The sequence below is a fragment of the Hymenobacter sp. PAMC 26628 genome, from assembly GCF_001562275.1.
Classification (GTDB): Bacteria; Bacteroidota; Bacteroidia; order Cytophagales; family Hymenobacteraceae; genus Hymenobacter.
Genome location: NZ_CP014304.1, coordinates 2,869,094 through 2,889,731, shown reverse-complemented (window position 1 = coordinate 2,889,731; position 20,638 = coordinate 2,869,094). Strand labels below are relative to the sequence as shown.

20 protein-coding genes are annotated in these 20,638 nt (G+C 62.0%); 13 read left to right on the top strand and 7 right to left on the bottom strand.

Features of this window, described 5'->3' with window-relative positions; translation table 11 throughout:
- Window positions 1-197: 197 nt before the first annotated feature.
- The 5 genes from AXW84_RS12735 (at window position 198) to AXW84_RS24935 (ending at window position 4,883) form a co-directional block, all read left to right on the top strand.
- Window positions 198-3,107, top strand: coding sequence for a PAS domain-containing sensor histidine kinase (locus tag AXW84_RS12735; RefSeq protein ID WP_068233704.1), 2,910 nt, complete (start codon window positions 198-200; stop codon window positions 3,105-3,107).
- 27 nt (window positions 3,108-3,134) lie between these two features.
- Window positions 3,135-3,539: a response regulator gene (locus AXW84_RS12730; protein WP_068233702.1), complete on the top strand. Its 405-nt coding sequence runs from the start codon at window positions 3,135-3,137 to the stop codon at window positions 3,537-3,539.
- A gap of 160 nt (window positions 3,540-3,699) precedes the next feature.
- Window positions 3,700-4,512: an alpha/beta fold hydrolase gene (locus tag AXW84_RS12725; protein ID WP_068233699.1), complete on the top strand. Its 813-nt coding sequence runs from the start codon at window positions 3,700-3,702 to the stop codon at window positions 4,510-4,512.
- A 62-nt stretch (window positions 4,513-4,574) separates the two neighbouring features.
- Complete coding sequence (locus AXW84_RS25890) at window positions 4,575-4,703, top strand: PAS domain-containing protein (protein ID WP_236943118.1); 129 nt, start codon at window positions 4,575-4,577, stop codon at window positions 4,701-4,703.
- 36 nt (window positions 4,704-4,739) lie between these two features.
- Window positions 4,740-4,883 carry a hypothetical protein gene (locus AXW84_RS24935; protein ID WP_157886994.1) on the top strand — a complete coding sequence of 48 codons (144 nt, stop codon included), beginning with the start codon at window positions 4,740-4,742 and terminating at the stop codon, window positions 4,881-4,883.
- Between the two features lie 388 nt (window positions 4,884-5,271).
- On the opposite strand, the gene AXW84_RS12715 is transcribed toward AXW84_RS24935, so the two are convergent.
- The 5 genes from AXW84_RS12715 to AXW84_RS12695 all read right to left on the bottom strand — a co-directional run bounded on the left by AXW84_RS12715 (window position 5,272) and on the right by AXW84_RS12695 (window position 11,396).
- A complete protein-coding gene (locus tag AXW84_RS12715; RefSeq protein WP_068233697.1) occupies window positions 5,272-7,509 on the bottom strand; it encodes a TonB-dependent receptor in 2,238 nt (745 codons plus the stop codon).
- Window positions 7,510-7,605: 96 nt separating this feature from the next.
- A complete protein-coding gene (locus tag AXW84_RS12710; protein WP_157886993.1) occupies window positions 7,606-7,917 on the bottom strand; it encodes a hypothetical protein in 312 nt (103 codons plus the stop codon).
- Between the two features lie 112 nt (window positions 7,918-8,029).
- Window positions 8,030-8,653, bottom strand: coding sequence for a helix-turn-helix domain-containing protein (locus AXW84_RS12705; RefSeq protein ID WP_068233692.1), 624 nt, complete (start codon window positions 8,651-8,653; stop codon window positions 8,030-8,032).
- 11 nt (window positions 8,654-8,664) lie between these two features.
- A complete protein-coding gene (locus tag AXW84_RS12700; protein WP_068233690.1) occupies window positions 8,665-9,042 on the bottom strand; it encodes a cupredoxin domain-containing protein in 378 nt (125 codons plus the stop codon).
- A 77-nt stretch (window positions 9,043-9,119) separates the two neighbouring features.
- Window positions 9,120-11,396 (bottom strand): heavy metal translocating P-type ATPase, encoded by a 2,277-nt coding sequence (locus AXW84_RS12695; protein WP_068233687.1) that lies wholly within the window; start codon window positions 11,394-11,396, stop codon window positions 9,120-9,122.
- Between the two features lie 455 nt (window positions 11,397-11,851).
- Between AXW84_RS12695 and AXW84_RS12690 the strand changes: the two genes are divergently transcribed.
- The 3 genes from AXW84_RS12690 to AXW84_RS12680 all read left to right on the top strand — a co-directional run bounded on the left by AXW84_RS12690 (window position 11,852) and on the right by AXW84_RS12680 (window position 13,688).
- Complete coding sequence (locus tag AXW84_RS12690) at window positions 11,852-12,298, top strand: hypothetical protein (RefSeq protein ID WP_157886992.1); 447 nt, start codon at window positions 11,852-11,854, stop codon at window positions 12,296-12,298.
- Window positions 12,299-12,647: 349 nt separating this feature from the next.
- The gene (locus tag AXW84_RS12685) at window positions 12,648-13,304 is read left to right on the top strand and encodes a helix-turn-helix transcriptional regulator (RefSeq protein WP_082773871.1); all 657 of its coding nucleotides are present in this window, start codon (window positions 12,648-12,650) and stop codon (window positions 13,302-13,304) included.
- A gap of 48 nt (window positions 13,305-13,352) precedes the next feature.
- Window positions 13,353-13,688 (top strand): four-helix bundle copper-binding protein, encoded by a 336-nt coding sequence (locus AXW84_RS12680; RefSeq protein WP_068233679.1) that lies wholly within the window; start codon window positions 13,353-13,355, stop codon window positions 13,686-13,688.
- Between the two features lie 52 nt (window positions 13,689-13,740).
- On the opposite strand, the gene AXW84_RS12675 is transcribed toward AXW84_RS12680, so the two are convergent.
- Window positions 13,741-14,816, bottom strand: a protein-coding gene (locus AXW84_RS12675) for an IS3 family transposase (RefSeq protein ID WP_157886991.1) whose coding sequence is annotated in 2 segments (ribosomal slippage) — window positions 13,741-14,564 and window positions 14,564-14,816 — 1,077 coding nt in all. Because the reading frame shifts where the segments join, the coding sequence is not laid out codon by codon here.
- Between the two features lie 17 nt (window positions 14,817-14,833).
- Between AXW84_RS12675 and AXW84_RS26540 the strand changes: the two genes are divergently transcribed.
- Window positions 14,834-15,037, top strand: a complete 204-nt coding sequence (locus AXW84_RS26540) for a helix-turn-helix domain-containing protein (protein ID WP_071891286.1) — start codon at window positions 14,834-14,836, stop codon at window positions 15,035-15,037.
- 38 nt (window positions 15,038-15,075) lie between these two features.
- Entirely contained in the window at window positions 15,076-15,783 is a 708-nt protein-coding gene (locus tag AXW84_RS24015; RefSeq protein WP_157886990.1) for an IS630 family transposase, read from the top strand.
- Window positions 15,784-15,809: 26 nt separating this feature from the next.
- Here the strand turns inward: AXW84_RS24015 and AXW84_RS12660 are convergent, their stop codons facing one another.
- On the bottom strand, window positions 15,810-16,031 hold the full coding sequence (locus AXW84_RS12660; protein WP_157886989.1) for a hypothetical protein: 222 nt from the start codon (window positions 16,029-16,031) through the stop codon (window positions 15,810-15,812).
- Window positions 16,032-16,766: 735 nt separating this feature from the next.
- Here AXW84_RS12660 and AXW84_RS12655 point away from each other — a divergent pair.
- From AXW84_RS12655 to AXW84_RS12645, 3 genes are all read left to right on the top strand, one after another.
- Complete coding sequence (locus AXW84_RS12655) at window positions 16,767-17,156, top strand: HYC_CC_PP family protein (protein WP_157886988.1); 390 nt, start codon at window positions 16,767-16,769, stop codon at window positions 17,154-17,156.
- Window positions 17,157-17,303: 147 nt separating this feature from the next.
- Complete coding sequence (locus tag AXW84_RS12650) at window positions 17,304-18,647, top strand: efflux RND transporter permease subunit (protein WP_068233664.1); 1,344 nt, start codon at window positions 17,304-17,306, stop codon at window positions 18,645-18,647.
- Between the two features lie 93 nt (window positions 18,648-18,740).
- Entirely contained in the window at window positions 18,741-20,633 is a 1,893-nt protein-coding gene (locus tag AXW84_RS12645) for an efflux RND transporter permease subunit (protein WP_068233662.1), read from the top strand.
- The last annotated feature ends 5 nt before the right edge of the window (window positions 20,634-20,638 follow it).

Sequence of the window (20,638 nt, the reverse complement as noted above, 5' to 3'; positions counted from 1 at the left end):
AGGCTTAATTACATCTTTGATTCGTGTAGGCATCCACGGAATCCTTAACCCTGCCCGTGCTTTGCAGCTGCTGTTTGTAGCTGTTGAAAGGGACCATAACCTCTCGCCAACGTTATTTGGTGGCCCATTGGTTGCGTATATTTATGAGTTATCATATATGATAGACTTATTGATTATTTATATTTAGCAGAAATAGCATGGGCATCCGCGCCGACTTCCGCCTGTTGGCGAACATCCTCGACCACGCACCGGCCCTCATTTGCGCCGTTGACCCGCACGGGCAGTTACAGCGCGTGAGCGGGGCTTGCCGGCACGTGCTGGGCCGGGAGTGCGACGAGTTGGTGGGCCAGCCCTTTGCCGACATCCTGCACTCCGAAGACCGTACCGCTGCCTTGGCTGCCTGCGCGCGGGCGCTGAAGCAGGAGGGCCCCGTGCATTTCGAAAGCCGCTGCCTGGGCCCGGCCGGAGAGGAAGTGGTCGTGGAATGGTCGGCCTCCTGGTCGCCGGCCGATGAGCGGCTGCTTTGCATGGGGCGCGACGTGACGCAGCAGCGCCAGGCGGCCCGCCACGCCCAGGAGCAAGAGGCGTATCACCGGGCCGTGACCGAGCACGGGTTCGATATGATGGGCGTGGTCAACGAGGAAGGCCGCTACCTCTACGTGGCCAGCTCCATTACACGGGCATTGGGCTACCAGCCCGAGGAGATGATAGGCCATAGCGCTTTCGATTTTATGCATCCCGATGACATGGCGGCGGCGAAGGCCAGCTGGGTTGAGCTGGGCAGCCAGCCACTTTTTACCGTCACCGACTTTCGCTTCCGCACAGCCAGCGGCGAGTGGCGCTGGATGGAATCCTCCATTAGCAACCAGCTGCTGAACCCCGAAATTCGGGCTTACACGGTGGTTTCGCGCGATGTGACGGAGCAGTACGAGGCAACCCGCCACGCTCACAAGCAACAAGAGTTCTACCGGGCCGTGGCCGAGCACGGCTTCGATATTATGGCGCTGCTGAGCGGCGAGGGAGTGTATACCTACGTGGGCGGCTCGGTGCAGAATACGCTGGGCTATTTGCCCGACCAACTATTGGGGCACAGCCCCTTCGAGTTCATTCATCCCGATGACGTGGCCGCGGCCGAGGCGGCCTGGGCTGAGCTGGGCACGCAGCCCGTCTTTGCCGTGCCAGATTGCCGGTTCCGCGCCGCTAATGGCGCGTGGCGCTGGATGGAAACCACCGTCGGCAACCAGCTACTCAACCCGGATATTCAAGCGTTTACGCTGTGCTCGCGCGATGTCACCGACAAGAAAAATCACGCCTTCGAGTTGGCTGCTAGTGAGCAGCGCTTTCGGCTGCTGTTTGAGCACAACCGCGACCCGGCCATTTTTCAGGATATCGACGGACGGGTGCTCGACGTGAACCCCGCTTACCTGGACTTGATGCAGCTGCCCAAGGAGCAGGTGTTACAGCAGCAGCAACTACCCGCAACGTTTTCCCGGCTTTCTGATGAGCAGTTTCAGGTGGCCTTGAGCGGGCAGGAGGCCGGGTACGAAGCCCGCATCACGCGGGAAGGCGTGGAGCGAGCGGTGGCCGTGACCAAGATTCCGCTGATGGTGGAAGACAAGATTGTGGGGGTGTACTCCACGGGCAAGGACATTACGGACATGGCCACCGCGCAGCGCCTCCTCCAGCAGCAGACTGCCCGGCTCCACCTGGTGCTGGAAAGCATCAATGATGCCTTTCTTTCGGTAGACCGGGACTGGAACCTGACCTACCTCAATAGCGAAGGCGAGCGCCTGCTCCGCCTGAAGCAGGCCGACACGCTGGACAAAAACATCTGGGAGCTGCTGGGCGATGAAGGCGGCAGCATCTCCCGTCAAAAATGCGAGGAAGCTCTCGATACTGGCAAAACAGTGCGGTTTGAAGCCTTCCACGAGCGCAAAATGCGCTGGCTCGAGTTGCGGGTTTACCCGTTTGCGGAGGGCGTCTCCGTCTTCTTCTCCGACATCACCAAGCGCGTGAAGTCTGACCGGCAGCTGAAATTGCTGGCCCTGGTGGCCAAGGGCACCGTCAACAGCGTCGTCATCACCGATGGGCAAGGACGCACCGAGTGGGTAAACGAGGCTTTCACCCGCGACACGGGCTACACCCTGGCCGAGATGCGGGGCAAAAAGCCGGGGGCCGTGCTGCAAGGCCCCGAAACCGACTTGGCCGCCATCCGGCGCTTTCAGGAGCGGCTGCCGCTGCACAAGCCGTTTCCGGTTACCATCCTCAATTACAAGAAGTCGGGGCAGAAACTGTGGTTTGCGATGGACGTGACCCCCATTTTCAACGATGCGGGCGAACTGGTGCAGTACATCGCTATTCAGCAGAACATCAACTTCCGCAAAGAGGTGGAAGCCAGCCAGGCCAAGATGACCGAGGAGCTATACCGGCACAACCGCGACCTGCAGCAGTTTGCCTACATCATTTCGCACAACCTGCGCGCGCCCCTGGCCAACGCCCTGGGCCTCGCCGCGCTCCTGCCCAAGCTAGACCGCCAAAACCCGGTGTTCGACGCCTCCCTGGCGCACCTGTGCGAAAGCCTGGGCCAAGCCGATAACGTGCTTCAGGACCTGAACCAGGTGCTCTCCCTCCGCGACCAGCAGCACGGGCAGCCGGACCGGGTGGCGCTGGCGGAGGTGTGCCGGCAGTCCGTTGTGGACCTGGAAGCGTCCGTGCAGCAATGCGGGGGCCGGGTGAGCGTCAACGTGCCCGATGACTTGGCCGTGCGCGGCAACCGGGCCTACGTCTACAGTATTTTTTACAATTTGCTGTCGAACTCCAGCAAGTACCGCGCCGAGCGGCGCCCGCTGCGGGTCGAAATCGCCTGCTTGCGCAACGAGGGGGGCGGGCTCAGCCTTAGCTTCACCGACAACGGCTCCGGGTTTGACCTAGTCAAGGCCGGGTCCGAGGTGTTTCAACTCTACAAGCGCTTTCACGTGAAGCCGCGGGGCCGGGGCATTGGTTTGTACCTGGTCAAAACCCACGTCGAGGCCATGGGTGGCCAGATTGAGGTCACGAGCGAGGTCGACGGTGGTACCCGCTTCCTGATTCAACTTGACTCCTTTTAAAGTATTTTTTAACTCGTCCCTTGCCTAATGCTGACCTATCTGATCGACGACGATCCCATCAGCTTGTTCTTGGCCGAGCAAGTGCTGCGTCAGGAAGGCGTTACCTCCCCCATCCGCCCGTTTGCCACGGCCGAAGAGGCGCTGCACTTTCTCTCGTCCCACCTGCCAACGGAGGTGCCGGCCGTCATTTTGCTCGACCTGAACATGCCGGTAATGAACGGATGGGAATTTCTAGAGGCCCTGCGGCCGTACGCGGCGGCGCTGGCCGGCCGCTGCCACATCTATATCCTGACGTCTTCCCTGGCGCTGGCCGACACGTCCCGGGCGAAAGATTTTGCCTTGGTGAGCGGCATTATCCACAAGCCCCTCAATGAGGACGGGGTTCAGGGCATCCGGCACGCCGCCGGGCAGCTGTGCCCCAGCCCCGAGTAAGGAAAAGGGCGGGCTACTGCAGCAGGTGTAGGACAAGTTCCCGAAGGAGGAACGGGAGCGAACCGGAGTTAACGCTTTCCGCTAAATTTACTAGCTGCTGCCCTGCTTTTAGCATATTGTGCTTCTATTAGATTGCTGATATTAGATTGCTGATATCCTTATGGACGCATTGAAACGTCACCACGTCAGGGTGTCTGGCACGGGGCCCCAGGCAATCGTATTTGTGCACGGTTTTGGCTGCGACCAGCACATGTGGCGGTTGGTAGCGCCAGCCTTTGAAGCGGCGTACCGTGTGGTGCTGCTCGACCTGGTAGGGGCCGGTAATTCTGACCTGGCGGCCTATGACCCGGCACGATACAGCACCCTGGCCGCGCACGCCGAAGACGTGCGCGAGGTACTTCAGGCGCTGGATTTGCACGCCGTAGTGTACGTGGGCCATTCGGTGAGTGCCATGATTGGCGTGCTGGCGGCTATTCAGGAGCCCGCACGGTTTGCCCGGCTCGTGCTCGTGGCGCCCTCGCCGCGCTACATCAATGAGGGTGACTATGTAGGCGGCTTCGAGCCGGCTGACATTGACGAACTGCTGGAAGCCATGGACAGCAACTACCTGGGCTGGTCGGCGGCGTTTGCGCCCGTCATCATGGCCCATCCCGACCAGCCGGAGCTGGCCGCCGAGCTGGCCAATAGCTTTTGCCGCACCGACCCGGCCATTGCCCGGCATTTCGCCGGGGTCACGTTCCGGGGCGACGAACGGGCCGACCTGCGCCGGGTGCGCACCCCGACCCTGATTTTGCAGAGCGCCCGTGACCTGATTGCGCCGCTGTCCGTGGGCACCTACCTGCACGAGCAGCTGGCCGGCAGCCAGTTAGTGGTCATGGATACCGCCGGCCACTGCCCGCACATGAGCGCGCCGCAGGCCACTATTGCAGCCATACGGACCTACCTCCAATCGCAGGGCCCCCTTCCCGCATGACGGCCGCTAACGGTGATAAGCCGGGCCTTGGCCTGAGCTCGACGCAGGAAAGCGCGTAGGAATTGTACGAGCAATCTCCGTGCGGCTATTGCTCCTGCCTGCCCGACGGCACGCTGGTGAAACTCAACCACACCCTGCTCCATTGGCCGGGGTACGCCCGCGAAGAGCTGGTAGCCCGCCGCCGCCTTTAACAGCTGCTGACCATAGGCGGAGCGCTGCGCCTTGAGATGCACGGCGAACCGCTGCTGCAAGGCCACGTGCGGGAGCTGAGCTACCAGCTGCGCCACCAGGATGGCACCACGCAGCCCCTGCTGCCGAATATTTTGACTACTACAATCACAAACGCCGACACTCCAGCACCGGTTATTTAAAACCTTATCTCTCTCATCAACAAAAACTTGCCAATATCACCTAATTTTCTCCTGCTTAACTAGACTATCCCAAGTCCCCCTTTCCGATCCTTAGCCCGTTCTCTATGAAACTTTATCAAGCGCTAACGGCCCTACTCTTCGCGGCTGGTGTAGCCGGCGGCGGGTGTAATTCCCGGCCCAACAGTGCCGAACACGAAAAAATGGGTCCATCGGCTACGCGAACGCCAGATGAGCATGACCGCTTTATTAACTCAAACAGCTTCTCAGGGGCAAGATTCGACCCTGCGTGCCCTGGCCCAGGGGGTGCTACGGGAGAAATGCTTCGGCTGCGCGGACGCCAGATGAGCATGACCGCCGTAAGAGCATCTTAGTTAATTCAAACAGCTGCTTAGAATCCCGTGGCCCCGAAACGCCAGTTCAGCGAGAGGTTGGCCACCCGCCCCTCGACCGGGGCCCACAGCTGGCGAAAAACCGGGTTGCCGTAGGGCGGCAGCACCACCCGTTCGTGGCGGGTTTGGCGGTAATCCAGCAGGTTTTCGCCGTTGAGCACCAGCGTCCACGGACCGATGCGATAGCGCAGCAAGGCCGCGAAAATAGGGTAGCCGGGCGTGGTCGAACCATCGGAGCGGTACTGCTGGCCGGTGTAGGATGCCTCCAGGCCCGCACCAAAGCTATCAGTCACTTCCACCGTGCCTACGGCGGCGAACTTGTGCCGCGCGGCCAGCTCAACGTGCGGGTTCACTGGGTCGTACGTGCGCCGGGCGTCGGTAAAAACATAGCCCAGGTATAGTTCCGTCTCGTCTAAACGCAGGCGCAGGTACGTTTCCAGGCCCTGGGCTACGACCGGCGCGGCGGCATTTTGCCAGCTCAGCGGGCCGCTACCGGGCAGGTAAGCCCCGCTGCCGGCCGAGCCATCGGGCAGTACGAGGGGGTGTTGCAGGCGCGTGTAGAAAAACGACTGGTTGAGGCTGATGATGAGCGGGGCGCCGTCGTCGTCAAACCCCGGAATGATGCGCTGGTAGTTCAGATCCCCGTTGAGGCCCTGCGAGGTCTCGGCCCGCAGGCCTAGCAAGGGCTGAATCTGCGGGTATTCGCGCTCGTCGAGGCTATTGACGTAGGGCACCGGCACCCGGTAGCCCAGGCCCCCATTTAGGCGGGCCGTGAAGGCAGTACTCAGCTTGTAAAGCAGGGCCAAGCGTGGCAGCGGAAAAGCGCCGTAGGCATTGTGGTGGTCCAGCCGAAACCCGGCCTGCACGTCCAGGCGCGGGCCGGGGTGCCAGTTATCCTGGGCAAACGCGCCGAGGGTGTAGTAGGCGTAGGGGCCCCGCAAGGGAGTCGCGCTGCCCACTGCCGGGCGCAACTGCTCGCCGTTGGCGTTCAGCCCCACCACGAGCGTATGCTGCTTGCCCAGCGGCTGCAGGTAGCTGGCCTCGGTGTAGTAGGCCATCTGGCCGGCCTGAAACGCCACGGTGTTGGTGCGCACATCGCGTGAAAAACTGGTAAAGGCGCCCTTCAGCGTTAGCCGGCCGGTGCCCACGCTGTCGTTGGTATATAAGGCGTCGAGGGTATGGCGCTGGCTGGCATTGGTAACGAAGTAGGCCGGGCCGCCGACCACGTCTGTTCTTCCCTGGAGCACGGTCTGGTCACCGCCGCGCCGCTCATCGAAGGTGCCGGTGTAGCCCACCGCTAGCTGGCTGTGCGGGGTGGGGTAGTAAAACAGCCGGGGGTGTACCGTCAGGCTGCGCACGCGCGGCACGTCTACGAAGCCGTCGCCGTCCACGTCTACGTCCTGCTGCCGGGTCAGGCCCCCAAAAAAGGAGTAGCCCCACCGGGGCCCACGCTGGGCGGCGAAGGCGGTCAGGTTGGTTTCCTTCAGGGTGCTCTGGTTGAGCGTGGCCGCGAACTGGGGGGTGCCCAGGGTCGGCGTTCGGCTCACCAGGTTCACCAGGCCCGCAATGGCCCCGCCCCCGTAGAGCGTGGAGTTGGAACCCTTGAGCAACTCCACCTGGCGCAGGTCGAGCGGCGGGATAGCCAGCAGGCCGAAGCTGCCGGCAAAGCCCCCGTAGAGTGGCAGCCCGTCGCGTAAAATCTGAGAATATTGCCCCTGTAGGCCCTGAATGCGCAGGTCGGCGTTGCCCGTGGTGGGCGAGGTGGGCTGCACCTGGGTGCCAGCCACGTCGCCCAGCAGGCTGGCGATGTTGCCGGGCTTGATGCCGCCTTCTTCCCGCATTTCTTCCTCGCCCAGCACCTCAATGCGCTCGGGCTGGTCCTCGATGCGGGAGTTGGTGCGGGTGGCGGTCACCACCACTTCCTCCATTTGAGCGGCACTGGGCGTTAGCTCCACCAGCACGGGCGATTCCGTTCGGGGCAGGGTCAGGGTTAAGGTTTGCGACGCATAGCCTAGGCTCGAAACCACCACCCGGTAGGGCCCCACCGCCAAACCGGGCAGTACGGCGAGGCCCGCCGCGTCGGTAGCGGAACCGAGATGATTCGCGGGCACCGTGACGGTTGCGCCGGGCACAGGGGTATGGGTATGGGCGTCGCGCACGAGCACGCGCAGCGGACTTTGGGCCACTGCCGCGCAGGCGTTGCCAAGCAGCAACGCCAATAAAACCAGTAATTTCATGAAGAGGAGGGACGCCTCGCGTCCGGGAGGGGTAAACAAACGGTACTACCGGCTAGGCCATGCCTGCCGCGCCGGCTTCGGGGGGTAGTACCTGGTTCACACGCGTATCACTCGCCAGCGCAGCCAGCGCCGGGCCAGCACCGGAACCGCGCTGGCTTCCCAAACCTGGCGCTGCGGGCGTTGATGCGCCCATTGCCGGCGGGTACCCGACCGACGGTAATCGCCCGCTGGGGCCTTTGATTGCGCCACCGGGGCCGCCACCAGAATTTTAGCCGGCCCCGCCACATATTCCTGAATCCCGCGGGCATAATAAGCTCGGGCATCCTCCGCATCGGTCTGGCATACGGTGTCGAGGTAGAAGATACCCAGCAGCAGCGTAAGTACTCGGAGCAGGGAACGGAGGGGCACAGTCAACGAATAATATACGGGGCAAAAATAGCCCTTTTAACTTCTAGAAAGGGTTTGCCTATCAGGCAGCGCCTTTCCAAAACCCCTCGATAACCAGAAACCGGGGGATACCCTAAATCAGCGAATCCAAACTCCGCCGGGCGTGGCTGGCGGGCCCCAGGCGCTGAAACTCAGTCGGGGTGAGGCCCGTCACTTGCCGGAATTGCCGCGAGAGGTGCGCCGGGCTGCTGTAGCCCAGCAGCTCGGCCACGCCGGCAATGGGCAGCTCGTCGTAGCCAATCAACTCCTTGGCGCGCTCCACCTTCTGGCGGATGATGAACTTCTCAATCGTCAGGCCTTCGGAAGCGGAGAACAAGTGGGAAAGGTAGTGGTAGTCCTTCCCCAGGTGCTCGACCAGATAATCGGAGTAGTTGAGCAGGCGCGGGCCGGGCGGGGGGTAGTGAATCAGGGCCACCAGCAAGGTTTTGATGCGGTCCACCAACTGGTCGCGGGGGTCTTCCAGCAACTCAAACCCCGCGTCGTGCAAGCGAGTACGGATGGCGGCCCAGTCGGGGGCCGCTCCGTCGGGCGTCGATACGTCGGCCTCGCCCAGCGCCACGCGGTGCACCTGCAGGCCCAGGGCCCCGAGGTCTTCGCCCACCACCCGGATGCACTGGGGGCAGACCATGTTCTTAATCAGCAGCCGGTGGGAGCCCGGCGGCGGCAGAACGTGGGCAATGCTGACGTCGGCTTTCATGGGATGCATCATTATTTCACCACCAAACTGCCGCGCAGCATGCCCATGCCGCAGGTGAACGGGAACGTGCCGGCCTGCTGGGGCAGCAGCTCCACCAGCGTCGTTTTAAAGGCCGGCAGGTCGCGGCGGATGCTGAAATCGGGCATCAACAACTCCTCTGAGCAGCTGTTTTCCTCGTCCCGGTAAAAGCTCAGTTGCACGGGCTTGCCACGTTCCACTTCAATGATGTCGGGCGAGTAACCGCCTTTCACGGTGATGTCTACTTCCTGCACCCCACTCGACGAGGAAACGGCGCTGGTTGTCTGGCGGGCTGAGAAGAAGAAATACCACAGCACAAAGGCCGCTAAACCCAGACCGACGATGGTGACGATGATTGCGGAGGTATCCATTTTGTTGAATTAAAAATTGAAAATCGGCCCACGAATAGAACGGCGCTAATGCGGGCAAACCGCTCATTTTTAACGTATCAATTTTGGTTTTTACTTGGTATAAAGCTCCTTAGGCGCAATGAGTTAGTGAGTACCGAGACGGAGCTGAGGGCCATGGCCCCGGCCGCCAGCATAGGAGAGAGGAGGACACCGAAGAAGGGGTAGAGCAGCCCGGCCGCGATGGGAATGCCCAGCGTGTTGTAGATGAAGGCGAAAAATAGGTTTTGCTTGATGGTGCGGATGGTTTGGCGGCTCAGTTCAATGGCCGTCACCACGCCATTCAGGTCGGAGCGCATGAGCGTGATGCCGGCCGCTTCCATCGCCACGTCCGTACCCGAGCCGACGGCCAGGCCGATGTCGGCTTGGGCCAGCGCGGGCGCGTCGTTAATACCGTCGCCGACCATGGCTACGATGCGGCCCTCGCCCTGCAGCTCCTTCACTTTGCCGGCCTTGTCGGCCGGTAGCACTTCGGCGAAGTAGCGCGTGATGCCCACCTGACCCGCCACCTGGGCGGCCGTCTGCGGGTTGTCACCCGTCATCATCACCACCTCAATACCCAGGGCTTGAAGCTTCTTGATGGCGGCGGCTGAGGTATCGCGCACTGTGTCAGCTACACCCACTAAACCCACGCCCTGCCCGGCCACGGCCACGTAGAGCACCGTTTTGGCCTGGCTCAGCAGCTGCTCGGCCTGTGCCTTCAGCTCGGGCGAAAGGGCAATGCCCTCGTCCGTGAGCAGGCGGCGGTTGCCGATGAGTACGCCTTGGCCGTCCACGGTAGCCGCCGCCCCTTTGCCCTCCACGGCCCGGAAGCCGGTTGCGGCCAAGCTGCCGCTTCCCTGGGCCTCGGCGTGGCGCACCACGGCCTCGGCCAGCGGGTGCTCGCTCTGCCGCTCTACGGCGGCCACCAACTGCAACAGGCGCGGGCCGTTCTGACCGGGGGCCACGAAGTCCGTCACGGCCGGCTCGCCGCGGGTGATGGTGCCGGTTTTGTCGAGCAGCACGGTGTTTACCTGGTAGGCTTTTTCCAGCGCTTCGGCGTTGCGAATTAAAACGCCGTGCTCCGCGCCTTTGCCAGTACTGACCATAATGGCCGTGGGCGTGGCCAGCCCCAACGCGCAGGGACAGGCAATGATGAGCACGGCCACGAAGTTGACCAAAGCCAGCGGCAGGCGCGTAGCCTCCGGGGCCAGGTCAAACCAGAGCACGAAGGTCAGAATGGAGATAATTACCACCGTGGGCACGAAGATGGCGCTGACTTTATCGGCCAGGCGCTGAATGGGGGCCCGGCTGCCCTGGGCGTCTTCCACCAGCTTCACAATCTGGGAAAGCATGGTGTCGGCACCAACTTTGGTTACCTCAAAACGGAAAGAGCCGGTTTTATTGAGCGTGGCCCCGAATACTAGGTCGCCGGTTTGCTTTTCCACGGGCAGGCTTTCGCCGGTGAGCATGGCTTCGTCGAGCGAGGAAGAGCCTTCGGTGATGCGGCCATCGGTGGCCACCTTTTCGCCGGGGCGCACTACCACAATGTCACCGAGCTGCACCCGCTCAATGGGCACATCCACTTCCGCGCCACCGGACCGCACCACACGGGCCGTTTTGGCCTGCAGGCCGATGAGGCTGCGCATGGCGGCCGAGGTCTGCGTTTTGGCGCGCAGCTCCATCACCTTGCCCAGCAAAATCAGGGCAATGATGGTAGCCGTAGTATCGTAGTACACCTCGGGCATCAGGCCCCGGCTGGTAAAAAAGCCGGGCACTACGGTTGCCGCCAGGCTATACAGAAAAGCCGCGCCGGTGCCCACGGCGATGAGCGTGTCCATGTTGGCCGACCGGTGTTTGAAGCCGTTCCAGGCCGATACGTAGAACTCCCGGCCGCTGTAGCCCAGCACGGGCAGCGTGAACAGCAGCAGCAGGTAGTTGAGCCACTGCACATTCACGCGCTGCATCATCGCGGGCCAGAGCATCAGCATACTCAGCGGCATGATGACCACGACCAGGCCCACTGCCACCCAGAAGCGGCGCTTGAGCTTCTGGTAAGCCAAGGCTTTCTGGCGGTCAATTTCGGCGCTGCGCTCGGCGGCGCTGGTATCGGGGACACGCTCCATTACCCCGTAGCCGGCGTTGACGACGGCTTCCTTTAAGGTGGCCGGGCTGGCTTGGCCGGGCACGTACTGCACGGTGGCTTTTTCAGTGGCGAAATTGACCAACGCGCTCTGCACGCCGGGGGCCCGGCTCAGCGACTTTTCCACGGCCGCCGCGCACGAGGCGCAGGTCATGCCTTCGATGTCGAGGGTTTCGATTTTGGTAGTTGGTTCCATAACAGCAGGTTACTACGTGGGTGCTGGGCACAGCTACTCAGAAGAGAAAGCCCACAACCACACTACAAAGGAACGGCGCTCCCCCAGCGAAGTTGGTACTGAATACGGCCGCAGAATTGCATAATTTGACGGGCGGCATCGCCGTTCGAGGCCAATTAGATTCCGGTTTGTTTACCGTTGCCCGCGCCTGCGAGCTTATAAAATCCGGCTTCGTACTTACACAATCCCGACAACGATTGGTGTTTGGTAATAGCCCACTACGCTTACAGAATGGCCCGAAACACTGGCTGGTGCCGTATTTCCCTTCGATTTATTGCCCCTGCCTGGTGGCAGGGCGCGAAACCCTTTGCCGGCTTTGCAGTTAACCAACCAGTCCAGCTCCTTACCGGGGATAAGCCTGTTTTCGCGGTTGCTCGGTGCCCGTTATGTTCCGTAGTCTGTTCCCCTTTCGCCGTTTGCTGGCGACGAGCTTCCTGCTCGTCTTCGCCAACGTGTTCGTGGGGCAGTGCTGGTGCGCTACGGTAAACCCGGTGGCGACGGTCCCGCATGTGGGGGCCCCAACGCACCACGAACCCGCCGAAAGGCCCGCGCATCCGGGCTGCCACGGTCATGGGGCCCAGGCGGAACACCACGGCAAGCATAAGGGGCATTCGTCGAATTCGGCCACCAGCCACGACTGCTGCAAGGACAAGTCGGCTTCTTTGCTTTCGTCGCTGACTTCGCCGGTGCAAAAGCAATTTCCTATACCCGCTCCGGCCTTGTTGCCGGCGGCCATTGGGTTTCATTTTCTGTCCCAGGCCGGCCAGTGGGACCGCACCCAGGCGGTTACGCTGGTGCCACCCCGGCAGTTAAAGCCCAAAATACCCGACATCCGCATTTTTATCCAGTCGCTGACTGTCTGATTCTTCCGACGCGCCAAGGCTCGCGCCGGCATAGCTACGCTATGTCCGGGGCGGGCCTTTTCGTTTGCTCGTTGGTGTGGCCTGGCCGCGCCTCTCCCTCTATTTTCCTGGTTTTGCCGGCCCGACAATGAAGTGTCGTTGTCAGGAATCTGGGCGCCGTCCCTGCGTGGGCCCCGTTGCCGCTGGCCGTACCCGCACTACGCCGCGTTGGCTGCTGCACTGGGCTTGGTGCTCGGGCAACAATGGTCGGCGTAGTCTTTACCGCCCAATGCCCGCGTGGCTGCGTTGAGGTCGGCCTCGATGCCCCGCCGTCCGGAATCTGGTGCTGCCTTCTCCCTAAAAATTACTCATGCCTCTCGACCATTCCCTCACGCCCGACAGTGGCCGCTGTGTGCTCTACATCAAGCACATGGTTTGCTCGCGCGGCATTCGCGTCGTGCGGCGTGAATTAGAAAGCCTGGGGTTACGGGTACTCGCCGTACGCCTGGGGGCGGCTACGGTGGCCGGCCCAACTCAGGAGCTGGACTGGGTGCGCATTCGGGCCGCGCTGGTGGCGGCCGGGTTTGCCCTGCTGGAAAACACGCAGCACGTGCTGGCCGCACAGGTAAAGCAGCTGGTAAACGAGTTGCTGCGCCGTCCCGATACGCTCCGGCACTGCGACGTCATTCCCACGCTGGCGCAGGAGGTGGGCGTAAGTGTGCGCCAGTTGCACAGCCTGTTTGCCCGGTTGCCCGGCCACGAGAGCCTGCTCAGTTACATTACGCATCAGCGGCTGACTTACGCGCAGGAGCTGCTGGGAGCTTCCCAGCTGGGCATCGGCCGCCTTGCCCGGCTACTGGGCTACGGCAGCCTGGCGCACTTCTCCGGGCAGTTTCGGCGGTTCGCGCACTGCGCCCCGTCATTTTACCGGCAGCTGCTGCTTTCCACCGCTGAAGCGGCCGCCCGACATCCAGATGCGCCAAATAGTGCAAGCCGACAGGCAAATAACGTAAAACCGGGTGGATAGGGGTCGGGTATACCAAAGGGCAATTACCAACCACTAACTACTTTTCCCATGCCTACCCAAAACCAATCCCTGCTCGATGCTCTCAACGCTTGCGTTGCCGCCTGCGAACATTGCGCCTCGGCCTGCTTGCAAGAAGCTGATGTGAAAATGATGGTTGGCTGCATCAGCCTCGACCGGGACTGCGCCGACATTTGTGCCCTCACGGCCCGCTTCGTGGCCCGCGGCTCAGCGCACGCCCAGCACCTGCTGCGGGAGTGCGCCGAAGTCTGCAAAGCCTGCGGCGACGAGTGCGAGAAGCACGGGGCCCACATGCAGCACTGTAGGGAATGCGCCGAGGCGTGCCGCCGTTGCGAAGAAGCCTGCCGCGCGGGCGTGGGTGCTTAGTCAAGGGGCGTGTGTACGCTTCCCCGTTCGGTAAGCCAGTAGTTAGCAGAGGCTAAGCGGCTTGTTTAAATTCGATGGGGGTCATAAAATTCAAGGCCTGGTGCGGCCGTTGGGTGTTGTAATCGAGCATCCACTCCTCGACGAGTTGGCGCACGTGGGCCAGCGAACGAAACAGGTGCGCATCAAGCAGCTCGCGGCGAAACGAGCCGTTGAAGCGCTCGATGTAGGCGTTTTGAGTCGGCTTGCCGGGCTGAATCCAGTGCAAGGCGATGCCCTGCGCCTCGCACCATTCGGTCAACCGGGCGCTGATAAACTCCGGCCCGTTGTCGGTGCGCAGCTGCGCCGGCCGGCCGTGGTACGCAACCAAGCGCGTCAGCACCTGCACCACGCGGGCGGCGGGCAAGGGAAAGTCGATTTCAACGCCCAGCAGTTCCCGGTTGTAATCGTCAAGCACGTTCAGGGTCCGAAACCGACGGCCGGCCGTCAGCACGTCACTGGTGAAGTCGAGCGACCAGCACACATTGGCTGCCCCGGGCACCGCCAACGGCTGCTTGACGCGGGCAGGCACCCGCTTTTTGAGGCGCCGGGGTAGGTTCAGGGCCAGGGCCCGATAAATGCGCAACGTGCGTTTGTGGTTGATGACCAAGCCGTTTTTGCGCAACCGGGGGTGCAGTTTCCAGAAGCCCCAGCCCGGGTGCCGCCCGGTTAATGCCCGAAGGGCGGCTTGGACGGGCTCGTCATGGCGCCCTTGTCCTACCGGGTGGTAGCTGCCACGGGAGAGCCCCACGAGCGCACACGCTCGCCGCTGGCTCCAGCCTTTACTCACTAAGCCCTGCGCTGCCTGGCGCCGCGCCGCAGGGCTGGCTACTTTTTTCGCAATATCTCCTTGATGGCCTGGTTCTCTAAGCTTAGGTCGGCAAACATTTGTTTGAGGCGCTTATTCTCGTCTTCCAAGTGCTTGAGCCGCGTCAGTTCGGCGACACTGGCCCCGGCGTACTTGCTCTTCCAGGTGTAAAACGTGGCCTCGCTCAGGCCGTGCTCGCGCACGATTTGCGCGACGGTCTGCCCACTGGCTTGTTGTGGCAGAATGGCCACCATCTGGGCTTCGCTGAATCTTCCTTTTTTCATCTCGCAGGTGTCAGGTAGTGAAAATACGCTTTTCTCTACTCACAACTGGCTCTCCATTTAGGGAAGCGTACAGCCAAGGCATCAGGCAATTGGCGGCTTTTTTCGCCGTTCGCTACGCCACCGTCCACGAGTGGCTGCGCGCCTGGCAGGGGCAAGGGCTGGCCGGCTTACTGGAGGGCAAACGGACCGGGCGGCCCCCCAAACTGCCTGCGGTCGCCTAAAAAAAGTAGTCACCTGGCTCGGCCAGGCCACCCAACAGTTGCGGGACTGGCTTGGCAAGGTCCGCCGCGCTTGTGGCATCAAGCTTTCCAGCAGCACCTGGCGCCGCCTGGCGCGGGCCGCCGGCTATTCCTGGAAACGGTGCCGACGCAGCCGGCGGCCCCAACGCGACCCGGAGGCCTTCGGGGCCTGCCAAGCCCACTGGCATGCCTTGCACCGCGCCGAGGCCGCTGGCGAAGCAGCCGTGGTGTATGTCGACGAATGCCGCTTCTCGCGCCAGGCCCCGGTGCCCTACGCCTGGCCGCGCCGCGGCCAGCCCCCGGTCGAACTGCCGGCCGTGCGCGGCCACGGCGGCCACTCGGTACTTGGGTTCTGGCAGGCCCATGCCCCGGACCAGCCGGGGCAAGCCTACGTACGCGAAGGGGCCATCACCGCCGACTTATTCGTCCTGGCCGTCAACAACTTTCTCGATGCCGTAGACCGCCCCACCGTGCTGGTGCTTGACAATGCCTCTATTCACAAGGCCCACCTCGTGCGGGCCTGCCACGCGCAGTGGGCTGCCCGGGGCCTGACACTCCTGTTTCTGCTCCCTTACAGTCCCGAACTAAACCGCATCGAACTGCTCTGGCACCGCTGCACGCATTACTGGGTCCGGCCCGAAGATTATCAGTCCAACCGCACGCTACTCCAACGAATTGAATACGTGCTCAAAAGAGTCGGGTCTGAGCATACGGTTACTTTTGCGTGACTACTTAGGTTTTAGTTGCCCGGCGCTTATCGGGCGCGGGCCGGCACGAAAACAATCGGGCAGTTGACGATGATGCCGGTGGCGTTGAGCCCGCCCAGCGAGGCGTTGCGCGGGCCGGTTGGGGCCCCGGCCGCCACGAAGCCATCGGCATAGAGCTCGATGATGTTGAGGGGGGCAATGACTTCGTGCTTGTCGGTTTTGACGAGCGTGCGGGCCCCTACGGCAATGGCCGCGTCGGTCCACATCACCGGGTGCACGTCCCAAAGCGGGCTGTGGGCAGCCGCGTCGCAGAACGCGCCGGGGGCGTCGGCGTCCTCGCAGCCGGCCTGCTCCTGAAAATATTGAGCGGGTCGCCTTCGCCCGCTACTGCTGAGCGCAGTCCCTGCCGGTTGGGGTTGGTGGCACCCATGGGGCCGTTAATCACCGGAATCAGCTCCTCGCGGGCCGAGCGGAACGATTTATCGTCGCCGGCATTAAGCGCGGCGTGCATGTTGGGGGCAAACGTGTTGTCTTCTAATGCCGCCAGGTCGTTAGATTAGAATGGACGCTGGGTGCACGGGCTGGGCCGCGGGGCACGTAGCTGACGCAGCGCAAAGGGCTACGAAGCGTTTTTACGCTAAATTGAGGACACTTTCGTGATAAAAGCAGCAGCAAACCGGTACCCGGCGGGTTTGAATAAGGCGCGGCACTTGGATGTGGGCGTAATGCTCGCTGTGAATTGCGAAGCCCCGGCAAAGCAAAATAGAATTCGGCTACTCCAAAAGCGAATTTTAAACTGAATTTTTAACCCACGCCACGCCAAGGGCATCTAATACGGCCGGTTAGTAACTACTTTCTTTTTGCGCGGGCGTTGCGGCCGGTTGCGCCTGCGGGCAGGCCACAAATTATGCAAGGTTCCCAGCCGAATTCTGTAAATCCCACCCCGGCCTGCCGCCGTATCTTTGCACGGGAAATTTATTCCGCTAACTCGCTGTTCTGCTGTCTTGAAACGCTTCCTCAGTCTGTTCCTACTTGTAAGCTACTTGCTAGCCAGCCCTGGGTTGGTGTACAGCATGCACTTCTGTGGGTCAACGGTGACCGGGGTTTCGATGGCCGTCCAGGAACATCCGTGCTGCTGCCCGCTGCCCAAAAAGCCCGCTGGCTGCTGCCACGACCAAAAGCTGAGCAGCACCCTCAAGGACGTGAAACTCACCACCGCGCAGCTCAAGCTGCCGGTGCTTGTAGCGGTGCCTGCGCCGCCCGCGCTGCGGCTAGCCTACCGTTTGCCTACTCCCACCTACCCGGCCGATGAGCCGGCTGCGCTGCTGTGGGCTACTACTGCCCCGCCGCCCACTTGCCCCGCCTACGTGCGGGGCCATGCCTTCCTGATTTAGCTTTTGGGTGTTGCCTGGTGCCCCCGGCCGTTTGGTCGTGGGGCTTTCGTGCGTGTAGTTTTTTGAGCAACTGGCTGCCGGCTGGTAACGCTTGAGAAAGCACGCAATGTTCCCGCTGGGATACCGCGTCTGCTAGCTGTTAATCAAATGATTGAACGACTTATTTCCTTCTCCCTGCGCAACCGGGGCGTGGTGCTGCTGCTGGCGACCGGGCTGCTGGTGTGGGGCATCTTCTCCATCCAGGCCAGCAAGATTGACGCGATTCCCGACCTGTCGGAAAACCAGGTGATTGTATTCACCGAGTGGGCGGGGCGCGGGCCGCAGATTATCGAGGACCAGGTGACTTACCCCCTCGTCACCAACCTGCAAGGGCTGGCCCAGGTGCGGGCTGTGCGGGCGGCCTCCATGTTCGGGATGAGCTTCGTGTACGTTATTTTCAACGACAATACCGATATCTACTGGGCCCGCGAACGGGTGCTCGAGCGCCTCAACTACGCTCAGCGCCTGCTGCCCGCCGGCCTCACGCCCACCCTGGGGCCCGACGGCACGGGCGTGGGCCACGTGCTCTGGTACACGCTGCACGCGCCCAAGCTGGACCTGGGTGAGCAGCGCGCCCTGCAGGACTGGTACGTGAAATTCGGTCTCCAGATTGTGCCCGGCGTGAGCGAGGTGGCCAGCTTCGGCGGCTTTCAGCCCGAGTACCAAGTGACGGTGGACCCCACCAAGCTCACCTATTATAACGTGAGCCTGCCGCAGGTGCTGGCCGCCGTGCGCAGCAACAACAACGAGGCCGGCGGCCGCAAATTCGAGCAGGGCGGCACCGGCTACATCATCAAAACCAGCGGCTACATCCAGGATGTGGCTACCCTCGAAAACGTGCCGGTGCTCACCCGCCCCAACGGCGTGCCGTTGCGCCTGCGCGACCTGGGCACGGTGCAGATGACGGGCGAGAGCCGCCTGGGCATCTTCGACCACAACGGGCAGGGCGAGGCCGTGGGGGGCATTGTGGTGATGCGCTACGGCGAGAATGCCGACGACGTGATAACCCGCGTGAAGGCCAAGATGACCGAAGTGGCCAAGGGCCTGCCGGCGGGCGTGTCGTTCGACATCGTGTACGACCGCAGCGGGCTCATCGAGGAATCGGTGGCCAACATCAAGCACACGCTGCTCGAAGAAATGGCCGTGGTATCGCTGGTCGTACTGGTGTTCCTCTTCCACTGGCGCAGCGCCCTTAGCATCCTGCTCCAGATTCCGATTACCATCGCCGCCAGCTTCATTCTGCTCAATGCCTTTGGCATCTCGTCCAACATCATGTCGCTGACCGGCATTGCCCTGGCCATCGGGGTGATTGTGGACAATGGCATCGTGATGGCGGAGAATGCCTACCGCAACCTGGCCCTGCACCAAGCGGCCGAAGAAGCAACTGGTTCAATTCAAGAGCCAAAACGCCGTCATGCTGAGCCTGTCGAAGCATCTCTCCCGCAGCACTAACCCAATCGGCCCAACGAAGCGGTAGAGATGCTTCGGCCGCGGCTCTGCCTTCGCTCAGCATGACGTTCTGATTGCCCTTCAATACCCAAAAACATGACTAACGACGAGCGCCTCGCCATCATCGAGAAATCCAGCCAGCAGGTGTCGCGGGGCATTTTCTTCTCCACGATTATCATCGTGGCCTCGTTTCTGCCAGTTTTTCTGCTCACCGGGCAGGAGGGCAAGCTGTTTCACCCGCTGGCCTATACCAAGTCCTTTATCCTGCTCATTGATGCCGTGCTGGCCGTAACGCTGGCCCCAGTGCTGCTGTCCTTTTTTATGAAGGGCAAGTTTAAAACCGAGGAGCAAAATCCCATAAACCGAGGCTTGGAACGGGTGTACGCGCCGCTCATCAACTGGTGCCTTACGTGGCGCAAAACCACTATTGCCATCAACCTGGCCCTGCTGGCCATCAGCATTCCGCTGCTGCTGAGTTTGGGCACCGAGTTCATGCCGCCGCTCGACGAGGGCTCGATTCTGTTCATGCCCATCACCCAGCCCGACGTGTCGAACACAGAGGTGAAGCGCATTTTGCAGGTGCAGGACAAAATCATCATGCAGGTGCCCGAGGTGAAGGGCGTGCTGGGCAAGGCCGGCCGGGCCAGCACCGCCACCGACAACGCCCCGCTGAGCATGATTGAAACCATCATCCAGCTCAAGCCCCGCGCCGAGTGGCGGGCGGGCATGACCAAGGCCAAACTGATTGAGGAGCTGAACGGCAAGCTGCAAATACCGGGGGTAGTAAACGGCTGGACCCAGCCCATCATCAACCGCATCAACATGCTCAGCACCGGCATTCGCACCGACGTGGGCGTGAAAGTGTATGGCCAGCAGCTCGATACGATTTACAACGTGTCGCAGCGGGTACGGGCGGCCCTGACCGGCGTGCCCGGCGTGCAGGACCTCTACGTGGACCCTATCACGGGCGGTAAGTACTTGCAAATCGACCTCAAGCGCGACCAGCTGGCCCGCTACGGCCTCACCGTGGACCAGGTGAACGAGGTGGTGGAAATGGCCATCGGTGGGGCCCCGGTGGCCAGCACTGTGGAGGGCCGGCGGCGTTTCGCCATCGGCGTGCGCCTGGCCGAAGACTACCGCAACAGCCTGCCCGCGCTGGGCCGCATCCCGATTCAGACCACCGCCTACGGGCCGGTGCCGCTCTCGGCCGTGGCCACCCTGCGTTTCGAAAACGGCCCGCCCATGATTAACTCCGAAAATGCTCAGTTGCGTGGCGCAGTGCTCTTTAACGTGCGGGGCCGCGACCTGGGCGGCACCGTGAGCGAGGCCATGAAAAAGGTGCAGGCAATGCAGGGCAAGCTGCCCGCCGGCTACTACCTGGAGTGGAGCGGGCAGTACGAAAACCTGATTAGCTCGCAGCGCACGCTGCTCTTTATTCTGCCCATCGTGCTGCTCGTGATTTTCGGCTGCCTGTACTTCGCCTTCCACTCGGTGCGCGAGGCGCTGCTGAGTCTGGTTACCATCCCGTTCGCGCTCATCGGCGGGGCCTACATGGTGTATTTCTACGGGGTGCATTTGTCGGTGGCGGTGGCCGTGGGCTTCATCGCCCTGTTCGGGCTGGCCGTGGAAACGGGCGTCATCATGGTCATCTACCTCAACGACGCCATGCAGCAGTTGGTGGCCGCCAAGGGCAACTCGAGCAACACTATTTCGAAACAGGACCTGCGCGACGCCGTGTTTCACGGTGCGGCCAAGCGCCTGCGTCCCAAGCTGATGACGGTTTCGGTGGCGCTGTTCGGGCTGGTGCCGGTGCTGTGGGCCACGGGTACGGGCTCCGACGTGATGCTGCCCATCGTGCTGCCCATGATTGGCGGCGTGTTCACGTCTTCGACCCACATTTTGCTGGTCACGCCGCTGATTTTCCTGATGACCAAGGAATACGAGTTGCGCAAGTTTGGCAAGCTCGACGTGCTGGCAGTAAAACATTAAGCGCT

Bases quoted from the DNA above. Each gene is read 5' to 3' on its own strand.
- AXW84_RS12735 (WP_068233704.1), top strand. From the start codon at position 198: ATGGGCATCCGCGCCGACTTCCGCCTGTTGGCGAACATCCTCGACCAC.
- AXW84_RS12730 (WP_068233702.1), top strand. From the start codon at position 3,135: ATGCTGACCTATCTGATCGACGACGATCCCATCAGCTTGTTCTTGGCC.
- AXW84_RS12725 (WP_068233699.1), top strand. From the start codon at position 3,700: ATGGACGCATTGAAACGTCACCACGTCAGGGTGTCTGGCACGGGGCCC.
- AXW84_RS24935 (WP_157886994.1), top strand. From the start codon at position 4,740: ATGCACGGCGAACCGCTGCTGCAAGGCCACGTGCGGGAGCTGAGCTAC.
- AXW84_RS12715 (WP_068233697.1), bottom strand. From the start codon at position 7,509: ATGAAATTACTGGTTTTATTGGCGTTGCTGCTTGGCAACGCCTGCGCG.
- AXW84_RS12705 (WP_068233692.1), bottom strand. From the start codon at position 8,653: ATGAAAGCCGACGTCAGCATTGCCCACGTTCTGCCGCCGCCGGGCTCC.
- AXW84_RS12700 (WP_068233690.1), bottom strand. From the start codon at position 9,042: ATGGATACCTCCGCAATCATCGTCACCATCGTCGGTCTGGGTTTAGCG.
- AXW84_RS12695 (WP_068233687.1), bottom strand. From the start codon at position 11,396: ATGGAACCAACTACCAAAATCGAAACCCTCGACATCGAAGGCATGACC.
- AXW84_RS12685 (WP_082773871.1), top strand. From the start codon at position 12,648: ATGCCTCTCGACCATTCCCTCACGCCCGACAGTGGCCGCTGTGTGCTC.
- AXW84_RS12680 (WP_068233679.1), top strand. From the start codon at position 13,353: ATGCCTACCCAAAACCAATCCCTGCTCGATGCTCTCAACGCTTGCGTT.
- AXW84_RS12650 (WP_068233664.1), top strand. From the start codon at position 17,304: ATGATTGAACGACTTATTTCCTTCTCCCTGCGCAACCGGGGCGTGGTG.
- AXW84_RS12645 (WP_068233662.1), top strand. From the start codon at position 18,741: ATGACTAACGACGAGCGCCTCGCCATCATCGAGAAATCCAGCCAGCAG.